The organism is Halomicrococcus pelagicus, from assembly GCF_051917725.1.
In the GTDB taxonomy this organism is placed as follows: Archaea; Halobacteriota; Halobacteria; order Halobacteriales; family Haladaptataceae; genus Halomicrococcus.
On the sequence record NZ_JBQBLX010000005.1, the window covers coordinates 283,317 to 303,348 of the forward strand.

Below are 20,032 nucleotides of genomic sequence, written 5' to 3' on the forward strand. Positions count from 1 at the left end.
CCCACGCGAACGGGGGATAAACTCACAACCTATTTAGTGTTGTTCCGGAACGTTTTTGCCACGTAATCACGCAATTGCCGTACATGGTAGACAAGGAAGCCGAATTCCGACAGCAGTTCCACGACGCATTCGAGGGCGCGGACTACCCCGTCAGCAACCCGATGGACCTCGTGCCGGCGCTCCCGAACGGACCCGGAACCCGGTTCGAGGCTGGCGACACGAGTTTCACGGCGATGGAACTGTCGACGAAGATGTCCGATGCACAGGACTTCCCCTACGACGACGTCGACACGCTCGTCGACGACCTCATCGAGGGGCTCAGAGAAAAGGACATGCTGTAGTCAGTCGTCGTCCTCTTCTTCGGTCGGCATCGCGACGAGCAGTACCTCCCAGACGTCGTGTTGCTCGTTGAATCGGCTGTTCAGGACGCGGTCTTGCTCTCCGATGGGAATCGGTTGCTGGGGCCGAGACAGTTCGAGCCACGTCAGCGTCGGTTCCGTAATCTCCATCTCGGCGATGTCCTCGGAGGGTATCGGCTCCGCTCCCGACTCCTCTACCCCCATCTGTGGATCGTGACGTTCCATGATGAACCCCACAGTCGGTTCTACAGCGGCTCACATAACTATGCTGGCGCGAACGCCGACTCGGACCGTGGCGGACCGCCCGCCGGCGGTCTCAGCGCTCGACCTGCGGGTCGTCGGGCACCGTCTCGCGCTGGTCGGGATGGCGGGGGTGTTCGTCGGCGTAGACGTGGTCGAACATCGCGTCGGTGTCGAAGCCGTCGTGAGCCTCCGCTGCGTCGACCGCTTCGGCGACCCGGGCCTCGCAGTCCTCGCGGAGGGCCGCTTCGTCTTCGTCGGTCCACCCGTGCTCGGCCTGGAGGTACTCCCGGGTGCGCTCGATGGGGTCTTTCTCGACCCACTCCTCGACCTCGGCCTCCTCGCGGTACTTCGAGGGGTCGTCGGTCGTCGTGTGTGCGCCCTGCCGGTAGGTGACCGCCTCGATGAGCACCGGTTCGCCCCGGCGTGCGCGTTCGAGCGCCTCGGTGACCGCGCGGTAGACGGCGAACACGTCGTTGCCGTCGATTCGCATCCCGTCGAAGCCGTAGGCGTCGGCCTTCTGGGCGATGGTCGCGCTCGCCGTCTGGCGCTCGCGCGGGACCGAGATGGCGTACTGGTTGTTCTGGCAGAAGAAGACGACGGGCGCGTCGAACACGCCCGCGAAGTTCATCGCCTCGTGGAAGTCGCCCTCGCTGGTCGCGCCGTCGCCGAAACTCGCCAGCGCGGCCGCGTCGTCGCCGTCGTAGTCCGCCGCCATCCCGACGCCGACGGCGTGCGGAAGCTGGGTGGCGATGGGAATGGTGGGAGTGAACGTCCGCAGTCCGTCGGGGTCCTCGCGGTCGACGTAGTTGCCCGCACCGAGCAGGTGCAGGAGGACGTCGCGCATCGAGTGTCCCCGCGTGAGATACATCGCGTGGTCGCGGTACGTCGGGAAGCAGTAATCGTCGGTCGAGAGCGCGTAGGCCGCCCCGACCTGCGCCGCCTCCTGCCCCTTGAGGGGTGCGTACGTCCCGATGCGTCCCTGGCGGTGTAGCGACACGGCCTTCTCGTCGAACGTCCGTGCGAGCACCTGGAGGCGGTAGACGTTCCGCGTGTCCTCCGCCGACAGTTCGACCTCGCCGTCGACGGTTCCGTCCGGTGCGACGACCTGCGTCACGTCAGGAGCCTGTGAAGCCATTCTTGGAAAACACCGACTGTCTATCGATAGAACACGCTCTTTCGTTATAAAACATCGCCGAGGTCCGTATATATCTCTGAATCACAATGGAGTATTTGTACCCCGACGACGACATTTCGAATCCTCCCCCGGTACGAACCGTCTTTTTCGACGATTCTTCGGGATGTTCCGATTCGAAACACTTAGGCGGCGACCCGGAGACACGATGGCGTATGACACAGTGGATCGGGACGACGTTCGAAAGCGACGCCGGGTGGGACCACCTCGAAACGCTCGTCGACGTCGGCGACCGGATGGCCGGCAGCGAGGGCGAACGACGGGCGGCGGAGGCGACGCGAGACGCGCTCGCGGAGGTCGGCGCACGCGACGCTCGCATCGAGGAGTTCGACGTGCAGGGGTGGACGCGGGGCGGTAGCGAGATTCGTGCGGGCCAAACGAGCCAGGACTGTATCGCGCTCCCCCGGAGTCCGGACGCGTCCGCGACGGGGGAACTCGTCGATCTCGGGTACGGCCTGCCCTCGGACTTCGAGGACACCGACGTGGAGGGGAAGGTCGTGATGGTCGCGACGAACGTTCCCGACTACTTCGACCGGTTCGTCCACCGACGCGAGAAGTACTACTACGCCGTCGAGGGCGGTGCGGCCGCGTTCGTGTTCAAGAACCACGTCGAGGGCTGTCTCCCACCGACGGGCAGCGTCGGCACCGCGGACGACCCCATCGGTGACGTCCCCGCAGTCGGGGTGAGCAAGGAGGTCGGCGCGCGCCTCTCCCGGCGCTGGGAGGGCGAGACGGTCACCGTCGCGGTCGACGCGGACGTCCACGACGCGACGAGCGGGAACGTCCACGCCGAACTCGGTCCCGACACCGACGAGGAACTGCTCGTCACCAGCCACGTCGACGCCCACGACATCGCCGAGGGAGCGATGGACAACGGCGCCGGAACCGCGATGGTCGTCGAGATGGCGCGGGCGCTCGCGGACCGCGAGGACGAACTCGACGCGCGCGTCCACTTCGTCGCGTTCGGCGCGGAGGAGGTCGGCCTCGAAGGGTCCGGACGCATGGCCGAACGGGCGAACTTCGACGACGTCAAGGCCATCGTGAACAACGACGGCGTCGTCCGCGGACGCACGCTCTCGTTCTACACCCACGGGTTCGACGCGCTCGACGAGGCGGCCCACGCCGTCGCCGACCGCTTCGACCATCCCGTGAAGACCATCCCGGAGCAGGGACCGCACAGCGACCACTGGCCGTTCGTCGAGTGGGGCGTGCCGGGCTACCACGTCATGAGCGAGACGGGCGACGAGGGTCGCGGCTGGGGGCACACCCACGCCGACACGCTGGACAAACTCGAGGTCCGGGACCTCCGCGAGCAGGCCATCCTCCTGACGGAACTGACGGTCCATCTCGCCAGCGACGAGTTCTCGGTCGCGCACAAGGCGCCCGAAGAGATCGCCGAGGCGCTGGAAGCGGAGAACAAGGCGAAGGGTATGAAGATAACCGGCGACTGGCCCTACGACGAGTAGGCGTCTGTCGCCGTCTAGCCCGCCGGAAACCCCCGCGACACTGCGCGAGTCTCGGAGGGAACGGACGTCGCCGACCGCAGCGGTCCGCATGCTTTTCAAGCCCCGGCGAGCAACGTCCAGTGATGAGCGACACGTGGCATCCGGGAGAGGAGCGATGACCGTCGGCGTCGTCGGCGAGTCCGACCTGGCGACCCGGGTCGCCGATGCGGTCCGCGACGCGGACGGGACGGTCGAACGCGGCACGGCCGCGACGGTGCTCGACGCGGACCCCTCGGTCGTCGTCGCGCCCGGCGAACCGGCGGTGCTCGACGCGGTTCGCGCCGGGACGTCCGTCCCCGTGCTCGCCGTCGCGGCAGGACCGGAACTGGCCAGCGTCCCGGAGTCCGACGTCGAGGAGGCGGTGGCGGACCTGCTCGCCGACGAGTGGTCGACCACCGAGCGCCCGTTACTCTCGGTGCGTATCGACGGCGAACGCGTCGCACGTGCGCTGTACGACGCGATGCTGGTGACGAGCGAGGCCGCCCGCATCTCGGAGTACGCGGTCCGGACAAGTCACAGCGACGTCGACCAGTTCCGCGCCGACGGCGTCGTCGTCGCGACGCCGACCGGGAGCACCGGGTACGCATACGATGCCGGCGGGCCGGCAGTAGAGCCGGAAACGGACGTCCTCTCGGTCGTTCCCGTCGCCCCCTTCGCCATCCATCTCGGGAACTGGGTGCTGTCGGGGCCGGTGACGCTGTCCGTCGAGCGAGACGATGGCGAAGTGTCGCTGTACGCCGACGACCGCAAAGTCGCGGAAGTGCCGCCGCGGACCCCGGTGGAACTGGCGTACGACGGCGCGGTCGAACTGGTGACCGTCGAGGGGAGCCGGCGGTTCTTCGAGTAGCGCTCGCGACTCGGAACCCCCTTTTTCGAGCGGGACCGGCCAGGCGAATTGGAAAGAATATAATATGCTACCGCACTCAGTTCCGGACATGCAACTGCTATCGCTGCTCGGGCCCATCGACGTGCTCGAACCCGTGGCCGGCTACCTCGTGGTCGTGCTCGTGCTGGTCAACATGGGCACGCGGTGGCTCGCGTTCGGGAAATACCGCGAACAGGCGAAAGACGACGACCGAGAGGAGGTCGACCGCTGGATTCCCCACGAACTGACGAACGTCCTGCTCGTGCTCGCGTCGTTCTACTACCTGACGCTGCACCACCACGGCGGCATCGTGCTCTCGTCGCTCGTCATCGGCCTGTTCATCGCCGACTTCTTCGAGGTCGAGGCCCGGGGCGTCGAGATGCGTCGGGACGTTCCCCTCGACCGCCCGAAGGCGGCCATAGCTGCGTCCGTGCTCGTGTTCCTCTACGCGGCGTACAACACGCTGTTCTTCCTCGTGAAGCCCTGGTGGAGCGCCATCGTCTGACGACGGCTCCTCCCTCTAGCTTCGAACGCCTTCGAACACCTTCGAACGTCGCTTTCGTCGAGCTACGGCCGGCGCTCGCCGGTGGGTCGACGAGGCAGCGAAAGAGAGAGAGAGAGAGCAGCCGAAGGGACGATTCGCGGCGAAGGAAAGAGAGCCGGCGCGGTTACAGCGACTCCCAGGCGTCGAGTGCGCGACCGATGGAACTCACGTCGGCGATCCAGCGCGCGGCGGCGGCCTTCTTCAGGAACTCGGCGGCCGAGGAGTTGAACGTGTCGACGGGAACCAGGGGGATGTCGTGGGCGACTGCCGCGTCGCCGATGGAGATGAGCGTCCCCTTGTCGTCGTAGGTCCAGGTCGCGAGCGGCTGCCCCCGGATGCTGCGGGCGATGTTCTCGCCGGCGACCTCGGCGGCCTGCCAGGCGGCCTGCGCGGTCGGCGGTGCGGGGTCGTTGCCCTGGTCGACGATGGCGCAGTCGCCGATGGCGAACACGCGGTCGTCGCTGGTCTGGAAGTTCGCCTCGGTCGTGACGCGGTTGTGCTCGTTGTCGAGTCCGCAGTCGTTCATCGCAGCGCGGCCCGTGATGCCGCCGGTCCAGAGGAACACGTCGTACTCCAGCGGGTCGCCCTCGTCGAACTGGATGTCGTCCTCGGTGGCCTCCGTGATGGGGTCGCCCGTCAGAATCTCGATGTCTTTCTCCAGCAGGTACTTCTTGACCGTCCCCTGGAGTTCGGGGTCCTGGCCGGGCATGATCTCGTCCAGCGCCTCGACGAGGTAGATGTCGATGGGTGCGCGGTGTTTGTCGCGGTACTCGGCGATCTCGCCCGCGCTCTGGATGCCCGACAGGCCCGCACCGCCGACGACGACCGTCGCGGGGTCGTTGCGCGTGGCCTCGCCTGCGGCCTCCTTGACCGACTCGTGAATCTCCAGCGCGTCGTCGAGGCTCTTCAGCGTCAGGGAGTTCTCGTCGAGGCCGGGGATGCCGTAGTAGGCGGTCTGGCTTCCGAGTCCGACGAGGAGGTAGTCGTACTCTATCTCGTCGCCGGAGTCGAGTTCGACGTTTCGCTCGTCGGTGTCGACGCCGGTCACGGTCCCTTCGACGAACTGCGTGCTCGGGGACTTGATGTCGTGGACGGGCAGCGTTATCTTGTCCTTGACCCGGGGGTCGCGGATGACCCGGTGGGCCTCGTGGAGAACGAGATGATAGTCGTTGTCGGAAACCCAGGTGATGTCGGCGCTGTCGAGTTCTGCTTCGAGCTGCTGAATCGCGCCAGCGCCGGCATACCCGGCTCCGAGCACGACGACCTTCGCAGTCATACGCGCAACTCAGGAGGCATTCGATACAAAGGCTTTGAAACCCCGATGCGATGGGAGAGATTCTCAATCGCAGAGGGCGACCCCGGTCGCCCGGCCGTTTCGAGGAACGCCGGACGGGAAGACCCGGCGCCGCCGAACGCTACCGGATGGTGAGAGCGAAAACGGTGACCGACGGACGAGCACTCACTTGAGTCGTTCCTGGAGAAACGAGGGATGGGCGGCCGTGACGCCGTCGATGGCGAGGACGTCCTCGCTGATGACCTCGCCGACGGCGTCGCCGTCCGGCGCGCGAACTTCCGCCATCAGCATGTGGTCACCGCTGCAGGTGTACAGCGTCTCGATGTCGTCGAGTTCCTTGAGCGCGCGCGTAGCTTCGACGTACTGCTCGCTCGCGACGTCGATGCCGACCAGAGCGATGCTCTGGCTGGAGAGCTTCTTCGGGTCCACCTCCGCCGAGTAGCCGACGATGACGCCTTCGTCTTCCAGTTTCTCGATGTACTTGCGGACGGTCGGCTTCGATACGTCGGCGCGCTCGGCAATCTCGGCGTACGACGCCTGGGCGTCGTTCTCCAGAACGGTGAGAATTCGGTCTTCCGTCGACTCCGTGCTCATTGCTACTGGAATGTTTCCCGTACAGTGAAAAATATCTTCCGAACTCGAAAACAGTTTGCTGGCTGTAAGAATGTTCGTCGAACTACCGTCGGAACTTGGTCGAAAAAGCGTCGACGGCGAACGTAGCCGGGTTACTTGTGCCGGTCGAGCAGGTCGTAGCTCCGCTCCCAGTCGTACTCCTCGTCGAAGTACCGCTCTGCGAGCGGCGTCTCCGGCATGTCGCCGGTCGACTGCTTCTCCTGCTGGTAGGACGGTCGGTCCTCGTCCACGTAGAACCGGCCGGTCAGCACCGTTCCCTCGTACAGTTTGTCCTCGACCTCGTGCATCATCTCCGACGCCTCGCGGCGGTCGTTGACGTCGAAGTCGTAATCGTCGCTGTCCTGCACGTCGACGTAGGGGACGTACTGCTTGGCGTCCTTGTTCCACGTCGGGCACTGCGTGAGGAAGTCGACGTGTGCGAACCCGTCGTGTTCCATCGCCTCGGCCAGGATGTTCTTCGCCTGGTTCGGATTGACCGCCGCGGTCCGGGCGACGTACGACGCGCCGGACGTCAGCGCGAGCGACAGCGGTCGAATCGGGCTCTTGGCGTTGCCGTGGGGCTGGGTCTTGGACTTGTGCCCCTTCGGCGACGTGGGCGACGTCTGGCCCTTCGTCAGCCCGAAGATCTCGTTGTTGAAGACGATGTACGTCATGTCGTGGTTCTCACGGGCGGTGTGCATGAAGTGGTTCCCGCCGATGCCGTACCCGTCACCGTCACCGCCAGCCGCGACGACCTCGAGACCGGGGTTGGCCATCTTGGCCGCTCGCGCGACCGGCAGGGAGCGCCCGTGGATGGAGTGGAAGCCGTAGCTCTGGAAGTAGCTCGAGAGCTTCCCCGAACAGCCGATGCCCGTGACGAGCAGCGTCTCGTCCGGCGTGCGGCCGACCTCTGGCATCGCCTGTTTCAGCGCCTTCAGGACACCGAAGTCACCGCAGCCCGGACACCACGTCGCCTGCGGTTCCAGGCTCGGCGTGAACTCGTCTTTCTCGATATCTCGTTCCTCTCCGATGGCGTTGAATGCACTCATTTTAATCACCTGTCGCGGATTCGATACGGGTGTTGTAGCCACCCGTCTCCACGCTGTCTTCGAGCCGGGACTCGAAGCCGTCGACGACTTCCGCCGGCTCGAAGGGGTTACCGTCGTACTTCAGCAGACTGTACAGCTTCTCGCCGTACATGCCGAGTTCACCCTGGATGTGACGGCGGAACTGTGCCGACGCGTTCATCTCGACGACCAGCGCCTCGTTGACGCTCTCGAGGAACTCGCGGACCTCCTCTCGCGGGAACGGGAGCAGGTCGCTGACGTTCATCGCCTTCACCGAGTGGCCGTCGTCGTTCAGGCGGTCGACCGACTCCTCGACGACGCCCTTCGTGCTCCCGAAGCCGAGGATAGCGTAGTCGGCGTCCTCGGGACCGTAGACGGTCTGGTTCGACTGGTCCATCGAGTCCAGTTCCTCGCGGATGGCGTCGAGCTTGCCCATCCGACGGTTCATCTGGAGAACGCGGTTGTCGGGGTCCTCGCTGATGTGACCGGCCTCGTTGTGCTCGTTGCCCGACGCGAGGAAGTTTCCACCCTTCTGCCCCGGGATGGAGCGCGGACTGACGCCGTCCTCGCCGTCGTAGCGGTACCGCTTGAACCGACCGGCGAGCCGCTCCGCGTCCTCGAGTTCGTCTTCGGTTACGACGTCGCCGATGTCCGGGTTGGGCTCCTCGTCGAACGTCGACTCCGGGACGGTCTGGTGGCCGCCCGACAGCTTCTGGTCGTAGAGGACGACGACGGGAATCTGGTAGCCGTACGCGATCTGGAACGCTTTTCGAGCCTGTTCGTAGGACTCCTGAGCGTCACCCGGTGCCATTACGACCCGGTTGGAGTCGCCCTGGCTGGTGTACAGGACGTGTTCGAGGTCGCCCTGCTCCGGCTTGGTCGGCATCCCCGTCGACGGTCCCGCGCGCATCGCCTCGACGAGCACGAGGGGCGTCTCGGTTATCTCGGCCAGCCCGAGCGGCTCCGACATGAGCGCGAACCCACCGCCGGACGAACCGCTCATGGCCTTCGCGCCGGCGTGGCTGGCTCCGATGGCGAGCGACGCCGCGGCGATCTCGTCTTCGACCTGCTCGGAGATGCCGCCCATGTCCGAGAGGTTCTGGGTCATGATGGTGAACACGTCGGTCCAGGGCGTCATCGGATAGCCCGAGATGAACCGACAGCCCTCGTCGAGAGCCCCGTACGCGATACCGTGACTACCGGAGACGAGTACCTGGTCTTCGTCGTGTTCGCCCGTCGGCAGCGAGATACCGACGTCCGTCTCGTAGTCCTCCTGGACGGATTCGTAGGCTTCGTGGAGAATCTCGAGGTTCGGCTCCAGTATCTTCTCGGGCATCGCGTCTTCCATCAACTTCTCGATGGGTTCGAGGTCGAGGTCGACGATGGCACACGTCGCACCGACGCCGGCCGTGTTCCGCATGACCTCCCTGCCGTGCTCCTTCGCGAGTCCACGCAGGTCGAGGTCGTAGACGTGCCAGTCGTTCTCCTCGACGCGCTCCTCGAAGTTCGGGATCTCGTCCGTGTCGAGCAGCCCCGAGTCGTAGACGATGACGCCTCCCTCACGGAGTTCGTCCAGGTTCTCCGAGAGTGGTTTGATCTCCTCGTTGCCGTAGTAGGCTTCGTCCTGGGGGTTGCGAGCGAAGCTGTCCCCGAGCGCGAGGAGGAAGTTGTAGTTGTCGCCCCTCGATTTCACGTCGTGGTCGCTCGCGCGAATCTCCACGTACGTGTGACCGCCACGGATGCGAGAGGGGTAGTGCCGATGCGTAAATACGTTCAGCCCCGAGCGCATCAGGGCCTTTGCGAAGTTCTGGCTCGTCGAGTCGATTCCGTCTCCGGAACCGCCTGCGATTCGCCAGATGAGTTCATCGTCTGTCATAAGTGGACTCCTGGCCTCCCTGGCCTTGACTTACAGTTTCTCGGCTCAGAGGTAAAGCCTTTGCTATCGATTACCAAGGAACTATTGTGATAGATAGCTTCTAAGGCCCGGTTTCGGTGTTTTCGGGGAATGTGAGACGGTTCGTTAGCGAGAACTCACAGGGTACTTCGCAGGAACTGGTCCTATTGCCAAATCACGACGCTCTCCATCTTCGATAGTCGTCGTATTAATCTCTTACTGAGAAAAATTATGGATGATAGTAATTACGTAATTTTATAAAAAGAAAGGATATTAAACTCGTCCGACACGATGAGGAAAGCAGGAACGAACGCCATAACGCTACTGCTCCTGACAGCATCGTTCGGCCCGGCAATCGTAGTGGCCAATGAAGCGCCGCTCGCCGACGCCGGACTCGATCAGCAAGTCACCCGCGGGTCGACCGTTCTCCTCGACGCGACCGGGTCGCGAGACCCGGACGGTCGAATCGAACGGTACGAATGGAGTGTAGAGACTCCGTCCGGACGGACGGTAACCCCCGACTGCTCCGACTGCGCCCGGACACGGTTTGAACCCGGCGCAGTCGGCACCTACACCGTCACGGTGACCGTCACCGACGACGACGGCGCGACGAGCAGCGACACGCTCTACGTCACGGTTTCCCCGGGTGAATCACCGAAACTCGACCTCGAGGGGCCAGGTGACACCACCGCTGGCAAGCAGACGTCCTACTCCGCAACGATCGACGCCGGAACTGCGTCGCTCGACCACGTCGTCTGGTCTGTCGACGGGACCGAGGCCGTCAATCGAACTCTGTCGGGACGGCACGGTGCTGACACGCTCGTACGCACGTTCCCGACCGATGGCACCAGAACGATCACGGCTACCGTCGTCGACGCCGACGGCCAGCGCACTACCGAAACGCTCTCCGTGTCGGTCCACGCTCCGCGGAACCACGACCCGCCGTCGGACACCCGGACCATTTCCGAACGGCACGATCCTACCGTGAGCGGAGATAACCTCGTGACGGGCACGACGCCGCTTCGCGGAACGTACCAGGTCTCATTCGACGACGCAACTGAAAACGTTCGCACGATCGAATGGATGGCCGACTCCCAACCGTTCGGCTCCGGCCAATCCGCGAACAAGACGTGGGAACCCGGTGATCACACGCTCTACGCGGTCGTGACCTACTCCGACGGTTCGACTGACGTCGCTCGGTTCGACGACGGGTCGACGAAAGTCGTAGCAGACCCGAAACCCACCGCTTCTCTGTCCGGATTTGACGAGATCGACGCCATCTCCGGTACCGGTGTCGGCACAGACACCTATGGAAACTTGCTATCGGTTACGGTCAAAATAGACGGAAATATCGTCGGCGTTTCGGAGATGGACCTCCGTGGTGCTAATCCGTCTCAGCGTCAGGAGGCTCGATTCACACACCGGGATTTCGAACCCGGTGAAACGTACAACCTGACCGTCGTCTCGGTCGACGACAGAGGGCAGCGGTCGACCACGACGAAAACCATTGAACCAGTGAAACGCCCGGAAGTCGTGGAAGCAGGTTTCGTGAATGGGCCCGTGGATTCCTATCACGAGCGGATCGACTCGGATCGATACACCGCACACCACGTCATGAAAGTGGATTTGAACGGCGTGGATGCCTCTAAGGTTTCCTCCAGTTATTTAGGGAAATCTTCAAACATGCAGAGGTTGTCAAGCTCAAAGGAGGTCAAAGACGGAGTTGTTACATTTCATACCTACTGGTCAGGAAATATCCCAGGTGAATATTCTCTAATACCAAGAGTAAGGGTGTCCCAGAGTGTGGAAGTAAGGAATAATCTAGAAGATCAATCATCGTTTCGGGTAACACCTAGTCCTCCAGAACTACATTTTGAAGTTATTGCGCCTGGGGCCCATACACGCTATCCGAAACATTGGGGAATGGTTGTTGATGCCAGTAGATCTTTCGATCCTGATGGAACAGAAATATCGTATATTTGGAAAAAGGGCTCAAATCCTATTACGAAAGACAACGCTACCGCAAAATTTGATTCTGTAAGGTTTGCTGAGCTAACTATAGAAGACGGTTACAAGTTAAAGTCTACAAGAAAGGTAGAATATCTAAAACATTACACACCAACAGTAACAAGACCTAAAATGAAAACCAGCGGCCCGTATAAACCGGATGAGGAAGTCACGGTCAGTATCGCAACAGAACCATATAGATTCTCGAAAAACAGGTATCATCTCGACTTCGAGCTAGAGGCGAGTGTTACTAGCTCCGACGGGGAAGTGATAAAGTGGAAGAAGAGGCGAGTCGATAACGATTCCTCTTCCCCTAGTGATGACCATCGGCAGTACGTCGGTACTGTTAAGATACCGGCATCGGAGCTCGCCAAAGATACCGAAAATCCAGAGGTGCGTATATTCAATGCTGAACATTCGAAGACGGAAGAGAGGATTTCACTTCCTGACGTTCGTGTCCTTCGACGATACGGACAAGTGTGGAAGAATGTTTCCGTAGAAAACGTCAGATACCTCGTTGAGCGTCCGAAATATGATTGGGTGACCGTGCGGTCGACGTCGGACCGAGATAAATATCTTAACGAAGGCTACTCAGTAGCCGACAAAGAACAGGAAGGGTTCCAGTACACAGTCGAAGAGCGCGTGAAGGTAAGGGATGCGAAGTTCCGACAATTACAGAAAATTTTCTCCAGTCGATGGGAACGATCGGCCTTCGTACAGAATTTCCCGAGCTGGTCAGTTGCAGGAACGGACGTGACGACGAAGACGAAGACGGTGACGAGGTCCGAGTGGAGAGACTCAAAGTCCGGACGAGGGAGATTCACCGGTGAGACGAGACGTGTCAAGACTCAGCGTGCGAAGTATCGAACGTTGAAACAGTACGCATACAGCTACGACGTCCAGAAAACCGGTACGAGAACGGTAACCAAAACACGACGGGTGATTCGGTGTCCTCGCCGATACCTCTGCTACGATGATACTCGAACCTATACCACGACAGAAACGTACACGTACACTGTTACACGGACAGAAACTTACTGGGCGCATCGGAAAATGGGACGGGACCACTGGTCGACGGGTGAGCACAGGCAAGAGAAAGTAAGGGACGCCGAGTACGAGACTCAGTACCGCTTCGAATACTCCACCGAAAAGACGGAAGTCGTTCGCCGGTACATTGCTGAACGACGGAAGAAAATCCGCGATGCAAAGTACGAGTGGCGGATCAAGATAACGACTAAGGACAGATTACTGACCGAATCGTACCTCTCTTCCGATAACTATCGCATCGGCTCTGCTGAGCCGATCACGAGTTGGACTCTTTCCAAACCGGACGGTAACCGTACGATTCGGGTATCAGATTACCGGGAGAGTGACACAGTCCTCAGAACCTCCGCAACCGTATCGGGGGACGTCAAGAAGAAGTTCATCTACGTGGGTGAAGATAAGTCAAAGCTTGTCGAGGCAGGTCACCGACGGGTGGACGTGAGTCTCTTCGGAAAAGCGTCCGAGGAGGATCTCCGGAAGGAGGCAGTTAGTGCCAAGGAGGAAAACGATGGTGACTGTCGAATCGGGGACAACTGTATAGCTAGCTAGAAGATTTTATATCCTGGTATTATTAAGTTATCTTATGAGAAAAAATACAATGATATTACTGTTGGCATTTTTGGCAGTCACTGGAGTAGGAATTAGTTCTACAGTTGCAAAAGAAGGAACAGATTGTACCAAGTATGCAGAAAAAGAGTCAGAGATAATACAATCTGGAAGAGGACTTTGCGTTATCAGTACAATCAACAAGTCGTCTTACGATCTTGCAGTAACAGCATATACTAAGAGGTCAATTAACATTGAAAATACTGGTGTAATAGTCAATGTGGACGGACAAAGAGTCGCTGACTACTCTTTTGATCTCGCGGGAAATGAACAGTGGACCCATAATATTAACCTTTCTACCTATATGGATGTCAACCGAAATAATCATACCGTCACTATTTCTACCTATGGGGATTACACCAAAATTAATATTACAAAGAAAATTGACTCATCTAATACCGATATACCCCATCCTTACATCACTAATGTGGCAGTTGCAGAAGGGACAGTCGATGGCAAACCCTCATCAGTCGCTTACGTCACTGTCGTAAACCCATCAATCCAATTATACAGCTCGAAACTAATGGTGCACACTCAGAAAACGAGTGGAAGTTTCTATGCTGCCTCTGTTCCACCGGGCGAATCCCGGACTATCAAAGTAGAACTTCGTGACGACCTAAGCGAAAAAATAGCGGGGGAGGCCCGTCTCTACACGAAGAACGTAAGTGAACGAGAGGGCGCTCTCGACCAGGTCGAGTTCGTCGGTCGCGTCAACGGTACGACGTCGCTGTGGAACGAGTCGTACGAACCGATTCGCGGGCCCTGGCGAGAGAATTCCTACGAGTACGAGAACGAGAGCTACTCGAAGAGCTACGGTGAGAAAATCAGCGGTGGTCACGAAATCGAAGGCGTTCCGCTGGTCTATCCCGCCGTCGGAATCATCCTGGTACTGTTGGTCGTCCGCAGACTCCGTTAGGGCTCACTCCTCTTTCGTCCGGACGATTTCGCGCATGTTGAGGTAGATGTCGCGCGGCGACGTCTCCTCGTCGGGGTCGTACAGGTCGCTCACCCGGTACAGCAGCGCGGCGACCTGCTTGCTCTCGCTGCTCTCCCCGCGAACGTCGTCGGCGACGTTCCGGAGGAGTTCCACGCGCTCGGGGTCGGAGTCGAACGAGTTCGTCTCGGGGGACATGGTTCAGCGCTGTTTCCGGCGGTTGAGAATCCCGACGTTGTTGGCGACGTTCTCCGTGAGGATGCGGAACGCGTCGCCGGTCTCGCTGTCCTCGTCCAGGACGATGGGTTGCCCGTCGTCGCTGCCGGTGCGGACGGCGGGGTCGATCGGAATGGAGCCGAGGAACGGCATGTCGTGCTCGTCGGCGAACTTCGCACCGCCGCCGCGGCCGAAGATGTCGTGTTCGCTGCCGCAGTCCGGACAGCGGAACGTGCTCATGTTCTCGGCGATGCCGAGAACGGGCGTGTCGTGTTTACCGAACATCTCGAGCCCTTTTCGCGCGTCGTCGAGCGCGACCTCCTGGGGCGTCGTGACGATGACGGCACCGGTGACGGGGACGCTCTGGAGGAGTGTCAACTGCGTGTCGCCGGTGCCCGGCGGTAGGTCGACGACCATGTAGTCGAGTTGGCCCCATTCGACGTCCTCCCAGAGCTGGGTGAGAACCTTGTGCACCATCGGGCCCCGCCAGATGACCGGGTCGTCCTCGCCGACGAGGAAGGCCATGCTCATCAGTTTCAGACCGAACTGTTCGGGCGGAACGAGCTTCTCGTCTTCGGTCGCCCGCGGATGTTCGTCGGCGGCGACCATCCGGGGGACGTTCGGGCCGTAGATGTCGGCGTCGAACAGCCCGACGCGTGCACCGAGTTTCGACAGTCCGGCGGCGAGGTTGACGGCGATGGTGCTCTTGCCGACGCCGCCTTTGCCGGACGCGACGGCGATGACGTTCTTGACGCCGGGCAGTATCTGCTCGTCGTGAGAGAGGTCGTCGTCGACCCTGGCGGACAGCTCCGCGTCGAGTCCGTCGTCGGCGAGCACCTCGCGGACGCGGTCGGCTATCTGCGTCTCGTGTGGCGCGTACGGTGCTCCGAGAGCGAGCGAGACGTGAGCGGTCTCTCCGTCGACGGTGACGTCGTTTACGAGCCCGAGGGAGACGATGTCCTCGCCCAAGTCGGGGTCCTCGACCGTCCGGAGACGGTCGCGTACGTCGGCTTCGTCCATGAAAACACCTAGGGAGGGACCCGTCGATAAGGCTTGTGAACCGGTCGACCCGACGAGCAGAGCGAACGTCGAGACACCGGTGGGCTGGCGAGCCAGTGGAACTCGTCCTCCTTTCTCTCCCTGCACCTCGTAACCGAATTCGGTTACGTCCGCGGGCGTTCCTCCCGCGAGTTTATGAAGTTTCGTCCGGAAGGTGGGAGTAATGCTGGAAGACTCGTTCGGGCGCGAGGTCACCGGCGTCCGGGTTTCGCTCACCGACCGGTGTAACTTCGACTGCGTGTACTGTCACAACGAGGGACTGGGAGACACGCGCGGTCCGATGGAAGCCCAGGACGACGAGATGAGCGCGGACGACGTGGTCCGGTTTCTCGAAGTCGCACGCGAGTTCGACGTCGGCAAGGTGAAGTTCACGGGGGGCGAGCCGATGCTCCGTGAGGACCTCGAAGAGATAATCCGACGGACGCCCGACGAGATGGAGGTTTCGTTGACGACGAACGGGACCTTCCTCCCCGGGCGCGCCGAGGCCCTCCGCGACGCCGGACTCGAACGAGTGAACGTCTCGCAGGACGCACTCGACCCGGACGACTTCGCGAAGGTGACCGAAACCGGTGCGTACGAACAGGTCCTCGCCGGCGTCCGGGCCGCCGTAGAAGCGGGGCTGTCTCCCGTGAAGCTGAACATGGTCGTGTTCGAGGCCACGGCGGGGTACGTCCCGGAGATGGTCGAACACGTGGCGGACAACGACGGCCTTCGCCTCCAGTTGATCGAGTACATGCCCGAACTGACGGGCAACCCCGAGTGGGCCATCGACATCCAGCGCGTCCACGACTGGCTCGAAGAGAAGGCCGACGACATCGAGATTCGGGAGATGCACGGCCGGCGACGCTACTGGGTGGACGGCGGCATGGTCGAGATCGTCGACCCCGTCGAGAACCCCGAGTTCTGTTCGAACTGCCACCGCGTGCGCGTGACCCACGAAGGCTACCTCAAGGGCTGTCTGAACCGCAACGACGACCTCCGCTCGATGGGCGAGATGACGAAGGCCGAGATTCGCGAGACGTTCCGCGAGACCGTCGCGAACCGGGTTCCGTACTACGGCGAGTACATGGTCCGGGGCGACGACGGCGAGTGGGAAGTCAACGACGAATACATCGACGCATAGAGCCGCTTCTGCGAGAGTAGGGTGCGTCTACGCGTCGTCGCGCGCCGCGCTCGCTCGCCTGGCGGCCTCCCGGACGAACTCGTCGGAGAGGTCGTCGACCTCGCCGGCCTGCACTCGCCAGAGGTCCGCGTACAGACCGTCCTCCTCCAGCAGTTCCTCGTGAGACCCCCGCTCGACGATTTCGCCGTCGTCGACCGAGAGGATCGTGTCGGCTCCCTTCACGGTCGAGAGGCGGTGGGCGATGACGAACGTGGTGCGGTCCTCGGTGAGTCGGTCCAGACTGCGCTGGATGAGCATCTCCGTCTCCGTGTCCACGTCGCTGGTCGCCTCGTCCAGGACGAGGATGTCGGGGTCGGCGAGCACGGTCCGGGCGATGGAGATGCGCTGGCGCTGGCCACCGGACAGTTTCACGCCGCGCTCGCCGACGCGCGTGTCGTATCCCTCCGGCAGGTTGGTGATGAACTCGTGGGCTTCCGCGGCTTTCGCCGCCGCCTCTATCTCCTCGTCGCTCGCGTCGAAGCTCCCGTAGGCGACGTTCTCACGGACGCTCCCGTCGAAGAGGAACGTGTCCTGGCCGACGTAGCCGACGTGGCTCCGCAGGCTCTCGACGGTCACGTCGCGCACGTCGTGGCCGTCGACCCGTATTGCGCCGTCGGTCACGTCGTAGAGCCGGACGAGGAGCTTGCAGATGGTGGATTTCCCCGCGCCCGTGGGTCCGACGAGACCCACCGTCTCGCCGGGGTCGGCGGTGAAGGTCACGTCCCGGAGGACGACTTCGCTGTCGGAGGAGCGCCCGTCCGACGACTCTCCCTCGACTCCGTACGCGAAGTCGACGTGGTCGTACTCGACCCGGCCCGCCACGTCGTCCAGTTTGACCGCGTCCGGGTCGCTCGTGATGGAGGGCTCGATGGCCATCAGACCGAAGATGCGCCGCGTCGACGCCTTGGCGTCCTCGTAGCGGTCGACGATTTCGCTCATCTGGGTCAGCGGCTCGACCATCCGCTGGGCGAGCAGCAGGAAGGTGACGAGGGTGCCGACCGAGAGGTCCCCGCCGAACCACAGCGGCGGCTCGCCGATGAGCCAGAGTCCGCCGACGACGAAGGTCGTGACGAACGCGATGGAGGTCAGAAGCTGCATTCCCGGCCGGTAGATGAAGTTCATCCGGAGCGCCTTCCAGTCGCGCTGGAAGTACTCGTAGGACGCCTCGCGGACCCGCTCGCTCTCGTACGCCTCGGTCCCGGCGGTCTTGATGACGCCCACGCCGGCGAGGTTGTTCTCCAGGCGCGTGTTCAGGTCGCCGACGGACGAGCGGATGTCGGCGTACTGCTGTTCGACGATACGCATGAACCACCAGGTGAACACCGCCGCGACCGGGATGACCGCCAGCGTGACGACCGCGAGTTCGGGGTTGATAGAGAAGAGGACGCCCCCGATACCGAGGACGAGCACGCCGAGCTGGATGGCGCTGCTCATCATGTTGTCGAGGAACAGTTCGAGGCGATTCGTGTCGTTGCTGAGGATGCTCATCAGCTCGCCGGTCCGTCGGTCGTCGAAGAAGGCCGTGTCGAGCCGCTGCATTGCCCGGTAGGTGTCGGTCCGCACCTCGTGTTTGACCCGGTGGGAGAAGAGGTTCAGGCTCGACTGGCGCGCGAAGTTACAGACTGCACCGAGCGTCATCGCGACGCCCATGATGCCGACCGAGAGCCAGAACTGGTCGAGCGTCGCCGTCGGGAGCCAGGCGTCGGGCACGCCCGGAAGCGAGTACGGTCGGTTGTCGTAGAACACCGCGTCGATGGCGACCCCGAGGACGACCGGCGGGACGAGTGCGAGGAAACGCGCCGCCGTACTGGTCAGCAGTCCGACTGCGAACCACGCCCAGTGGTCGCGGCCGTACTCGGTGAACAGCCTGAGCATCGGTCGGTCGACGTTCCCGCCCCACTTCCCAGGGTCTACCTCGTCGGGGTCGTCACTCATCGTTCCGAAGGGTTCAGAACTGTTTCACTACTTCGTTGGGGTAACGGCAGACTGGCGGGCCCCCGGAGACGAGGACCCCGGTCGGTCCGCCGTCGCAACGGCGAACGCTCACCTGACGTCGTCGACGAAGCTCGGATGCGGCACGGGCGTCTCGTCCTCCCACTCTTCGAGGTAGGTCCGCAGGCGGTCGTGGCCCCGCCGAGTGCGGCGTCGGCGCTCTTCCTCGCTGATCTCCTCGCAGCCCTTCGGCACCTCGTGACCGCGATTCGTGAAGTACCCCTCCGGTGTTACCCAGTCGTTGTAGAAGTCCGGGTCGGCGTCGCCGACGACGGTGAGGCCGACCTGCGAGCCGTGGCCTGCGGCGACGATAGCCTGGTGGTACCGGTTCGCCAGCCGACCCGCGGCGTACAGTCCGTCGACGGCGGTCCGGCCGCCGTCCGTGGCCGAGACGAACCGCTTTCCCCCCGACCGCTCGAACCCCACGTCGAGCGGTTCGAGGTACTCGGCGTCGGCCCACGAGGCGGCGACGACGCGCTCGGCTTCGACCGTCTCGCCGTCCGTCCGGACGACGAACCCGTCGGCGGCGGACCGGACCGCCTCCGTCCGGGCGTCGAGGCGCGAACAGCCGGCGCGTTCTATCTGCTCGTCGAGCATGAGGCAGAACAACCGGGGGTCGATGCCCGCGGGGAAGCCAGGGAAGTTCTCCAGGATGGCGTTCCGTTCGAGAATCGAGACGCCATCGTTGACGACGAGCGTGTCGAGGTCCGCGCGAGCGGTGTAGAGGGCCGCCGACAGCCCAGCGATGCCGCCACCGACCACGACCACGTCGTAGCGTTCGTTCGTCATACACGACCCTTCGAAGCCGGGGGATACCAACTGTGCGGTTGGGGCCGGTACGGCGCGAACATTAACTTCGAAGCCGAATGCCAGAATGCTTACTTTCGGTCGTTCACAATCAACGGCGTGGACAGCGTCGAACTCAGCACCGTCGTCTACGTGCCGCCGGAGGAGGCCTACGAGTTCCTCCTCGACTTCCCCGGGTACGCCGACTACTCGAAGCACCTGGCGCAGGTGACCCACCGGGGCGACGGCGGACCGGGAACCGAGTACGACATCCACCTCCAGTGGTGGAAGCTAACCTACACCGTCAGGTCGGAGGTGACCGAACTCGACCCGCCCAACCGCATCGACTGGAAGATAGTGAAGGACCTGCACGCACACGGCCACTGGCGCGTCGAGCCCGCGCCGGCGGAAGCGCCCGAGGACTGCGAGGCTGCGTCGCGGGTCTACCTGTACATCGAGTTCGACGCCGATTCGGCCGACGCCGGCATGCTCGACCTGCCGATGTTCGTCTCGCTCGGCTGGGTCGTCGACAAGGTGAGGCCGCTCGTCCAGAAGGAGGCCGAGAAGGTCGTCGAGCGCATCGTCGCCGACCTCGAAGGCGAACCGCGCGACGTGGACCTGGAGTTCCACGAGAAGCCCGACACGGTCTGA

At 62.4% G+C, this 20,032-nt stretch carries 18 protein-coding genes; 8 read left to right on the top strand and 10 right to left on the bottom strand.

Annotated features, from left to right (window positions below; all coding sequences use genetic code 11):
- The first annotated feature begins 83 nt into the window (after window positions 1-83).
- The gene (locus tag ACTF4R_RS15455; RefSeq protein WP_440008770.1) at window positions 84-341 is read left to right on the top strand and encodes an MTH865 family protein; all 258 of its coding nucleotides are present in this window, start codon (window positions 84-86) and stop codon (window positions 339-341) included.
- Here ACTF4R_RS15455 and ACTF4R_RS15460 read toward each other — a convergent pair whose 3' ends face one another.
- Complete coding sequence (locus ACTF4R_RS15460; RefSeq protein WP_440008771.1) at window positions 342-584, bottom strand: hypothetical protein; 243 nt, start codon at window positions 582-584, stop codon at window positions 342-344. It lies immediately after the preceding gene.
- Window positions 585-675: 91 nt separating this feature from the next.
- Window positions 676-1,737: a pyruvate dehydrogenase (acetyl-transferring) E1 component subunit alpha gene (pdhA, locus tag ACTF4R_RS15465; protein WP_440008772.1), complete on the bottom strand. Its 1,062-nt coding sequence runs from the start codon at window positions 1,735-1,737 to the stop codon at window positions 676-678.
- Between the two features lie 212 nt (window positions 1,738-1,949).
- Between pdhA and ACTF4R_RS15470 the strand changes: the two genes are divergently transcribed.
- From ACTF4R_RS15470 to ACTF4R_RS15480, 3 genes are all read left to right on the top strand, one after another.
- Window positions 1,950-3,260, top strand: coding sequence for a M20/M25/M40 family metallo-hydrolase (locus ACTF4R_RS15470; protein ID WP_440008773.1), 1,311 nt, complete (start codon window positions 1,950-1,952; stop codon window positions 3,258-3,260).
- 154 nt (window positions 3,261-3,414) lie between these two features.
- Window positions 3,415-4,146 carry an NAD(+)/NADH kinase gene (locus ACTF4R_RS15475; protein ID WP_440008774.1) on the top strand — a complete coding sequence of 244 codons (732 nt, stop codon included), beginning with the start codon at window positions 3,415-3,417 and terminating at the stop codon, window positions 4,144-4,146.
- A gap of 88 nt (window positions 4,147-4,234) precedes the next feature.
- Window positions 4,235-4,669 (top strand): DUF7313 family protein, encoded by a 435-nt coding sequence (locus ACTF4R_RS15480; protein WP_440008775.1) that lies wholly within the window; start codon window positions 4,235-4,237, stop codon window positions 4,667-4,669.
- Between the two features lie 163 nt (window positions 4,670-4,832).
- Here ACTF4R_RS15480 and ACTF4R_RS15485 read toward each other — a convergent pair whose 3' ends face one another.
- The 4 genes from ACTF4R_RS15485 to ACTF4R_RS15500 all read right to left on the bottom strand — a co-directional run bounded on the left by ACTF4R_RS15485 (window position 4,833) and on the right by ACTF4R_RS15500 (window position 9,557).
- Window positions 4,833-5,984 carry an NAD(P)/FAD-dependent oxidoreductase gene (locus ACTF4R_RS15485; protein WP_440008776.1) on the bottom strand — a complete coding sequence of 384 codons (1,152 nt, stop codon included), beginning with the start codon at window positions 5,982-5,984 and terminating at the stop codon, window positions 4,833-4,835.
- A 183-nt stretch (window positions 5,985-6,167) separates the two neighbouring features.
- Complete coding sequence (lrpA1, locus tag ACTF4R_RS15490) at window positions 6,168-6,596, bottom strand: HTH-type transcriptional regulator LrpA1 (protein WP_113277477.1); 429 nt, start codon at window positions 6,594-6,596, stop codon at window positions 6,168-6,170.
- A 131-nt stretch (window positions 6,597-6,727) separates the two neighbouring features.
- Window positions 6,728-7,663, bottom strand: a complete 936-nt coding sequence (locus tag ACTF4R_RS15495) for a thiamine pyrophosphate-dependent enzyme (RefSeq protein ID WP_440008777.1) — start codon at window positions 7,661-7,663, stop codon at window positions 6,728-6,730.
- A 1-nt stretch (window position 7,664) separates the two neighbouring features.
- Window positions 7,665-9,557 carry a 2-oxoacid:acceptor oxidoreductase subunit alpha gene (locus ACTF4R_RS15500; RefSeq protein WP_440008778.1) on the bottom strand — a complete coding sequence of 631 codons (1,893 nt, stop codon included), beginning with the start codon at window positions 9,555-9,557 and terminating at the stop codon, window positions 7,665-7,667.
- Between the two features lie 309 nt (window positions 9,558-9,866).
- Between ACTF4R_RS15500 and ACTF4R_RS15505 the strand changes: the two genes are divergently transcribed.
- Both ACTF4R_RS15505 and ACTF4R_RS15510 read left to right on the top strand, forming a co-directional pair.
- The gene (locus ACTF4R_RS15505; RefSeq protein ID WP_440008779.1) at window positions 9,867-13,175 is read left to right on the top strand and encodes a PKD domain-containing protein; all 3,309 of its coding nucleotides are present in this window, start codon (window positions 9,867-9,869) and stop codon (window positions 13,173-13,175) included.
- Between the two features lie 34 nt (window positions 13,176-13,209).
- Entirely contained in the window at window positions 13,210-14,148 is a 939-nt protein-coding gene (locus ACTF4R_RS15510) for a hypothetical protein (protein ID WP_440008780.1), read from the top strand.
- 3 nt (window positions 14,149-14,151) lie between these two features.
- On the opposite strand, the gene ACTF4R_RS15515 is transcribed toward ACTF4R_RS15510, so the two are convergent.
- Entirely contained in the window at window positions 14,152-14,364 is a 213-nt protein-coding gene (locus tag ACTF4R_RS15515) for a DUF7976 family protein (RefSeq protein WP_440008781.1), read from the bottom strand.
- Between the two features lie 3 nt (window positions 14,365-14,367).
- Window positions 14,368-15,402, bottom strand: coding sequence for an Mrp/NBP35 family ATP-binding protein (locus ACTF4R_RS15520; protein WP_440008782.1), 1,035 nt, complete (start codon window positions 15,400-15,402; stop codon window positions 14,368-14,370).
- Between the two features lie 202 nt (window positions 15,403-15,604).
- Between ACTF4R_RS15520 and moaA the strand changes: the two genes are divergently transcribed.
- Window positions 15,605-16,564, top strand: coding sequence for a GTP 3',8-cyclase MoaA (moaA, locus tag ACTF4R_RS15525; RefSeq protein WP_440008783.1), 960 nt, complete (start codon window positions 15,605-15,607; stop codon window positions 16,562-16,564).
- Window positions 16,565-16,591: 27 nt separating this feature from the next.
- On the opposite strand, the gene ACTF4R_RS15530 is transcribed toward moaA, so the two are convergent.
- Both ACTF4R_RS15530 and ACTF4R_RS15535 read right to left on the bottom strand, forming a co-directional pair.
- Window positions 16,592-18,538 carry an ABC transporter ATP-binding protein gene (locus ACTF4R_RS15530; RefSeq protein ID WP_440008784.1) on the bottom strand — a complete coding sequence of 649 codons (1,947 nt, stop codon included), beginning with the start codon at window positions 18,536-18,538 and terminating at the stop codon, window positions 16,592-16,594.
- A gap of 108 nt (window positions 18,539-18,646) precedes the next feature.
- Window positions 18,647-19,384 carry an FAD-dependent oxidoreductase gene (locus ACTF4R_RS15535; protein ID WP_440008785.1) on the bottom strand — a complete coding sequence of 246 codons (738 nt, stop codon included), beginning with the start codon at window positions 19,382-19,384 and terminating at the stop codon, window positions 18,647-18,649.
- Window positions 19,385-19,501: 117 nt separating this feature from the next.
- Here ACTF4R_RS15535 and ACTF4R_RS15540 point away from each other — a divergent pair, with 117 nt between their 5' ends.
- Window positions 19,502-20,032 (top strand): type II toxin-antitoxin system RatA family toxin, encoded by a 531-nt coding sequence (locus ACTF4R_RS15540; RefSeq protein ID WP_440008786.1) that lies wholly within the window; start codon window positions 19,502-19,504, stop codon window positions 20,030-20,032.

What these genes read in the sequence shown, in the direction of transcription:
- ACTF4R_RS15455 (WP_440008770.1), top strand. Translation starts at nt 84, where the DNA reads ATGGTAGACAAGGAAGCCGAATTCCGACAGCAGTTCCACGACGCATTC.
- ACTF4R_RS15460 (WP_440008771.1), bottom strand. Translation starts at nt 584, where the DNA reads ATGGAACGTCACGATCCACAGATGGGGGTAGAGGAGTCGGGAGCGGAG.
- pdhA (WP_440008772.1), bottom strand. Translation starts at nt 1,737, where the DNA reads ATGGCTTCACAGGCTCCTGACGTGACGCAGGTCGTCGCACCGGACGGA.
- ACTF4R_RS15470 (WP_440008773.1), top strand. Translation starts at nt 1,950, where the DNA reads ATGACACAGTGGATCGGGACGACGTTCGAAAGCGACGCCGGGTGGGAC.
- ACTF4R_RS15475 (WP_440008774.1), top strand. Translation starts at nt 3,415, where the DNA reads ATGACCGTCGGCGTCGTCGGCGAGTCCGACCTGGCGACCCGGGTCGCC.
- ACTF4R_RS15480 (WP_440008775.1), top strand. Translation starts at nt 4,235, where the DNA reads ATGCAACTGCTATCGCTGCTCGGGCCCATCGACGTGCTCGAACCCGTG.
- ACTF4R_RS15485 (WP_440008776.1), bottom strand. Translation starts at nt 5,984, where the DNA reads ATGACTGCGAAGGTCGTCGTGCTCGGAGCCGGGTATGCCGGCGCTGGC.
- lrpA1 (WP_113277477.1), bottom strand. Translation starts at nt 6,596, where the DNA reads ATGAGCACGGAGTCGACGGAAGACCGAATTCTCACCGTTCTGGAGAAC.
- ACTF4R_RS15495 (WP_440008777.1), bottom strand. Translation starts at nt 7,663, where the DNA reads ATGAGTGCATTCAACGCCATCGGAGAGGAACGAGATATCGAGAAAGAC.
- ACTF4R_RS15500 (WP_440008778.1), bottom strand. Translation starts at nt 9,557, where the DNA reads ATGACAGACGATGAACTCATCTGGCGAATCGCAGGCGGTTCCGGAGAC.
- ACTF4R_RS15505 (WP_440008779.1), top strand. Translation starts at nt 9,867, where the DNA reads ATGAGGAAAGCAGGAACGAACGCCATAACGCTACTGCTCCTGACAGCA.
- ACTF4R_RS15510 (WP_440008780.1), top strand. Translation starts at nt 13,210, where the DNA reads ATGAGAAAAAATACAATGATATTACTGTTGGCATTTTTGGCAGTCACT.
- ACTF4R_RS15515 (WP_440008781.1), bottom strand. Translation starts at nt 14,364, where the DNA reads ATGTCCCCCGAGACGAACTCGTTCGACTCCGACCCCGAGCGCGTGGAA.
- ACTF4R_RS15520 (WP_440008782.1), bottom strand. Translation starts at nt 15,402, where the DNA reads ATGGACGAAGCCGACGTACGCGACCGTCTCCGGACGGTCGAGGACCCC.
- moaA (WP_440008783.1), top strand. Translation starts at nt 15,605, where the DNA reads ATGCTGGAAGACTCGTTCGGGCGCGAGGTCACCGGCGTCCGGGTTTCG.
- ACTF4R_RS15530 (WP_440008784.1), bottom strand. Translation starts at nt 18,538, where the DNA reads ATGAGTGACGACCCCGACGAGGTAGACCCTGGGAAGTGGGGCGGGAAC.
- ACTF4R_RS15535 (WP_440008785.1), bottom strand. Translation starts at nt 19,384, where the DNA reads ATGACGAACGAACGCTACGACGTGGTCGTGGTCGGTGGCGGCATCGCT.